We start from the raw sequence: 4,428 nt of genomic DNA, 5'->3' as shown, positions 1-4,428 counted from the left end.
CCAAATAAACTTTTAGAAAACCATATAAAAAATATGATCTCTCCCGGCGATGAAGAGCTAGATAAGCAGGTAAAACTCTATCACGACATCGCAAAACTAAAAAATAATTTTCAAATTTACATCAGAGACACCTCAAACGATAAGCTGGATAAAAACCACTCGCTTTTGTCGGCATATTTTTTCTTGCTAAATTCAAAATTTGATGAAATACCGACTCTATTTGGCTTTCTTGCCATCGTTTCGCACCACGGCGACGCGGTAAATTTGATGATGCTAGCCAGGGAGGCAAATAAATTTTTTAAAAACTCAAAAGAGCTAGAATACTGGGAAGAAGTAGCTAATGCTGCTAAAAATATCCAGGTTTATTCGGGATTATCTACAAAAAAAGATGAGTTCTTGGGTAAAGCCAAAAAGCTTCGCCAATACTTAATTTTATTGCAGTACAGACACAAATTTACTTACGAGGATTTCATAAATTTTAAAAGCCTATATTCAAATTTAGTTTATAGCGATAAATTTGAGGCTATCTTTAGCATGCCAAAACAAGAAACAAAAGAGATACCGATAGATGTTTTAGAGAGTGATATCCAAAATTTGCCACCAAATGAAAAGCGAGATGCGTTTAGAAAATTTGTCTTAAACAACTTTGACGAAAATTACAAACTTTTTACTTTGACTGCGCCTACGGGCTATGGCAAGACCTTGACCGCTCTAAATTTTTCATTGAAATTTAACAAATCACGCATAATTTATGTGCTTCCTTTCACTTCGATAATCGATCAAACCTACGATATAGTCGCGAAAATTTATAAAAATAGCGATATTTTGGTTAGCAAGGCTCACCACAAAACGACAATAGATGAAGAAAATCTAACCGAGGAGGATAGATATTCTAAGATCAAATTTTTGATGGAATCTTTTAGCGGCGAGATAAATGTAACTACACTTTATCAGCTGATATTTGCGCTATTTGGTAATAAAAACAAAGATAATGTCAAATTTAATCAGCTCAAAAATAGCGTCGTTATCCTCGACGAGGCGCAAGCGATCCCATATAAATTTAGAAAAGATTTTATCCTGCTTTGCGAGATCATCTCGCAGCGGCTCGGCACTATTTTTATATTTATGTCGGCGACGATGCCGGTTATAAAAAGCGAAAATTTTAAAGAAATTTCAAATTTGGAGTATTTTTCAAAGCAGGATAGATACGTCATAAAATGGCTTGACGTAAGCGGCGAAGAGGATCTTTTAGAAAAGATTTGCGAGACCGCAAGCGATAAAAATACCCTCGTCGTCGTAAATACGATTAAAAAAGCGCAGGAGCTGTTCGTAAAACTAAGAGAAAAATTTAATTGTTTTTGCCTAAACGAATATATGTATAAGGACCAAAAACACGCCACTATCGAGGCGGTAAAACGCGCAATAAATACAAATAAAGACGATCCACTTGCGAGTAAAATTTTACTTATCTCCACGCAGTCTATCGAGGCAGGAGTGGATCTTGATTTTGACGTGGGTTTTCGCGAAGTCTCGCCCATTAGCTCTGTCATACAAACCGCAGGCCGCGTAAATAGGCATTTTGGAGAAATTCGCGGCGAGCTATACGTCTTTCCCGAAATAAGTAAATTTACAAATTTGATTTACGGCGATTTACAGAAAGTAAGCAAAGCGATTTTAGAAATTTTCAAACAAAGAGAGGTGAGAGAGAGCGAAATTTTAGAAATTTCAAATTTTTATTTTCAGAAAATCAGCGATCAACTAGAAAATTTATATATACAAAGCGAGATAAAAAAGCTAGAATTCGAAAATATAAACCATAAAATCGAAGAAGTTATGAAGGACAATCACAAACAAACGTTAATAATCGAAGCTAAAGAAAATTTTATCAAGGACTTTGAGGCTAAAATTCTTGAAATTAAAAATAGCTCAAATAGCGAATTTACGATACGAGATATTTTAAAAAATCATATCAGAAAGTTATCGAAATTTAGTATTAACGTAACGTTTAAAGATAAAGAGAAATTGACGCCTAATTTAAAGCAAATAAACGGACTAAAAGATATGTTTTATCTGCCGTTTGGCTCGTCTTATTTTTATAGCGACGACTACGGCCTTAAAAAAGATACGAATTTAGACATAGAGGACGAGGTATTCGACTAATGTTTTGCAAAGACCAAATCACTGGCACGCTTGTGAATTATTATGTCACCTGCAAGCGCGAGGCATGGCTTTACGCGCATCATATCCACGCCGATCAGGAGGATGAAAACGTGCTGATGGGCAAGGCGCTGGCGGACATCAAAGAGAGCGATTTGCAGGAGTTTGCATTTTGTAATTTGAAATTCGACAAACTTTCCAAGCAGCGCGGGCACTACTTGATTACAGAATATAAGAAAAGCCTAAAAAACGAGCTTGCGGGCAAGATGCAGCTACTTTTTTACGTCTATCTTTTAAAAACGGGCTTAAATTTAAAAGAGGTAAAAGGCAAACTAATCAGCGGTAAAAAGGTGATTTTGGTGGATGATAGTAGCGAAAATTTCGCTCTGATCGAGCAAATTTTAAGCGAGATAACGACACTTGCAAACCTAGAGAGGCCGCCGAAATTTACGCAGGGCAAATTTTGTGCAAACTGCGCTTATAGCGGATATTGCGTGAGTTAGATTAAAATGTACGTGATTTTATTTTACGACATTGCCGGCGCCGAGCAAAAAGAGAAAAACAACGCAGACCGCATCAGAAAGGCGGTCGAGAAGTTTTTGCCGCGAGTGCAGTTTTCCGTTTTTGAAGGCGAGATTCGCGAGAGCGATTTTAAAAAACTAACCGCGATTTTGCAAAAAGAGTGCATTGCGCAGCTTGATTCTATCGTGATTTATACGTTTAGTTCGCTGAAATACTCCAAGCGTATCGTAATCGGACAGGATAAAAGCGGCGCGCTGTTTAGTTAAATTTGCTCGCGTAAATTTGCCGAGTTTGGCGGCGCTTGAAATCCCAGCTAAATTTAAGGAAAAAAGATGCAAAAAAGCGACAGGACGCATTTTATTTTGAGCGCAGGCAGACTTCGCAGGCAAGATAACAATATCTATTTTGATAAATTTGACGATGCGGGCGCGCTCGCCGCTAGTAAAATTTTGCCGATAAACGCGATCGATGAAATTTACGTGCTGGCAAAAGTACAGATCGATACCTACACTATGGCGTTTCTGGCCGACAACAACGTCCTTTTGCACATTTTTAGTCCTTATCAGAGCTTCCGCGGAAACTTTTATCCAAACACCTCAAACTCGGTCAATAAAAGCGGCTTCGTGCTACTAAATCAGGTCCGCGCCTTTGACGATCCCATTAAACGCGTCTACATCGCCCGCGAGATCACTCGCGCGCACATCCTAAACGACGCGGCAAACTGCAAAAGGCACGGCGTAAAATTTGACGTATCGCCCCACATAGAGGCGCTAAACGCCGCCGCGGATGTGCCTGCGATAATGGCTGTGGAAGGGGCGTTTCAAAAGCTATACTACGAAAAATGGAACGAAATAATCGCGGATCAAAAAAGTTTTAAATTTACCGTCCGCTCCAAGCGCCCGCCCGCCGATAAAATCAACAGCTTCATAAGCTACGTAAATACGCACATTTATAACGTCTGCCTCAGCGAAATTTACAAAACCGAGCTTGATCCGCGCATCGGCTTTTTGCACGAGCCAAACTACCGTGCGCTGAGCCTGCACCTAGATCTTGCGGAGATTTTTAAGCCGATTTTGGGCGATACGCTGATTTTTAGCATGCTAAATAAAAAGGAGATCACTGCAAAGGACTTTCAAACGGACGCCGGGCGGATAAAATTTAGCAACGACGCTGTGCAAAAGATCGAGCTAAAGATGATCGCGAGGCTTGGTGAAACGATTTCGCTAAGCGGGCAAAATCTCACGTGGCGGCAGGTGATCCGCCGCGAGGCTAATCAGATCAAAAAATGTATCTGCGAAGATGCGCCTTATGAGGGGTTTAGGTGGGGGTAAATTTGATATTTTGTCGGTAGGGGCGTCATTTTAAAGTCAAATTTGACTTTTGCACCCTTGCTACGGTGTTTGTTTTACGTCAAAATAGCGTTTGTGATTTTGCTTTGGATGTTTGTGGTAAAACACAAAATGCGCCCAACTTATAAAATTTGCTTTTGTCGTTACGGGCGGATTGGGGTTGTCGATTTGCCCTTATTGCAGCGGGCTATTTAATTTCTAGGCGTCACTTTAAAATCCAAATCATCTCGATAAAGCTTTTTCTAAGATTTTAGAAATGATGAAATTTGGGGTATTTCGTATCGATACTATTTTGCTTTTTATGCAAATTTAAGGCGTAAAAATATAGACTTTGAGTTTTAATAGCCCTAAAAATGTATATTTTGGTGCTGTTAAAATTTACTCCGTTGGAGTTTGAAAC

At 39.2% G+C, this 4,428-nt stretch carries 4 protein-coding genes; all 4 read left to right on the top strand.

The window, feature by feature from the left end; genetic code table 11:
* Positions 1–2,160: CRISPR-associated helicase Cas3' (gene cas3 / locus H740_RS03410; RefSeq protein WP_002951339.1), on the top strand; the 2,160-nt coding region annotated here is incomplete at its 5' end.
* Positions 2,160–2,660, top strand: a complete 501-nt coding sequence (locus H740_RS03405) for a Dna2/Cas4 domain-containing protein (RefSeq protein WP_002951337.1) — start codon at positions 2,160–2,162, stop codon at positions 2,658–2,660. The genes cas3 and H740_RS03405, both read left to right, overlap by 1 nt.
* A gap of 6 nt (positions 2,661–2,666) precedes the next feature.
* A complete protein-coding gene (cas2, locus tag H740_RS03400) occupies positions 2,667–2,945 on the top strand; it encodes a CRISPR-associated endonuclease Cas2 (protein ID WP_002951335.1) in 279 nt (92 codons plus the stop codon).
* A 66-nt stretch (positions 2,946–3,011) separates the two neighbouring features.
* Positions 3,012–4,010, top strand: coding sequence for a CRISPR-associated endonuclease Cas1 (gene cas1, locus H740_RS03395; protein ID WP_002951334.1), 999 nt, complete (start codon positions 3,012–3,014; stop codon positions 4,008–4,010).
* Positions 4,011–4,428 lie beyond the last annotated feature (418 nt).

Source organism: Campylobacter showae CC57C (assembly GCF_000344295.2).
GTDB lineage: Bacteria > Campylobacterota > Campylobacteria > Campylobacterales > Campylobacteraceae > Campylobacter_A > Campylobacter_A showae_B.
The sequence above is the reverse complement of the archived record's forward strand: the minus strand, read 5'-3'. Positions and strand labels throughout refer to the sequence as shown.